Raw genomic sequence first — 1,120 nt, 5'->3', positions numbered from 1 at the left:
TTTGTCATAAGTAAGCCTCCCGTTTTCTAGGATGCCTTCATTTTCTCATGATGTTTCATTGAATAATATGTGTGGGGGATTTGACGCTTACGTTCTAAAGCAATAATTTTTAGCGATGTCGCTTCGATAGCAAAACTAGACAAATCGGATGCTTTAGAAATAGCTTCATTAGGATATTTATATATAAATTCAGGTTCGCAGATCGAAATTAATACTCCAAACGAAGATAATGTAAAAATCAACAGTAACATTGTAGCCACTCGAAATTGGGTTAGCGCCAATTCTGTAGCTAAGTTTGGCTAATTTCAGTGATTTTAGTTTTCGATCTGTCTTCATTTTTTTCAATACTGTAGGTCGGAAGAGAATTAATTATTTTTTCTTCATATATTGATAACATAAAATCTACTGTATAGAATGTTCCCAATCTATCATCATAATAGTAGCTGTCTAAATCAACCGGATATTCCTTTTTGTCGTTTATTACATAAACATCTCCGTAGAGGATTCCAGATGTGAACTTTTCAGGTGTGTGTGCCACATCTAGAAAATATTTATTTAAATCTCTTCCTCTAATCCATTTCACTGTTGCTTCATTTATTGTTTTTTCACTCTCATCATCAACAGGATCGCTAACAATCTCAACACTTCTTTCATCATTGTTCCAACCCACATCAGCACCAACCAACTCGCCTACATCTTTAAGGTATACATATGTCCTATCGTTGTAGGTGAGGATTGGTTGAGAAGTTTCCACCTTTTCTCCATTCAATTTAAGTGTAACTGTGTTGTTGACATAAGCTGACACTTTCTCTAATGCAGGGGCAGCATAGCCAGATATTCCAGTCATAAGCAATGCTCCTGCAATAAAACTGGTTGCACCTATGGTTAGTTTTTTCATTGTGAAACCTCCGTTTGATTTTGATTATGTGTTTATCCAATTGATCATCATAATAGTAACACATTTTTCCAAGATGTTGTGCAATTTCTTTTAAGAAGAATGCCGAACCCGCTTTGTTTAGTGTGCTTGGGGACAAGATTGTTCTAGGCGATTTCATTAACGTTGATTATGAGTTATCTGATATACATATTACTGCCAAGATTATCGGAATGAGTACAGACT

The 1,120-nt window shown here is 35.2% G+C and carries 1 protein-coding gene; it reads right to left on the bottom strand.

The features are described from left to right. Positions 1-289: 289 nt before the first annotated feature. Positions 290-898: a stalk domain-containing protein gene (locus HFP08_RS28855; RefSeq protein ID WP_168124079.1), complete on the bottom strand. Its 609-nt coding sequence runs from the start codon at positions 896-898 to the stop codon at positions 290-292. Positions 899-1,120: the final 222 nt, after the last annotated feature.

The sequence above is a fragment of the Paenibacillus sp. HB172176 genome (assembly GCF_011947265.1).
Lineage (GTDB): Bacteria > Bacillota > Bacilli > Paenibacillales > Paenibacillaceae > Pristimantibacillus.
This window is presented reverse-complemented; position numbering and strand designations above follow the sequence as displayed.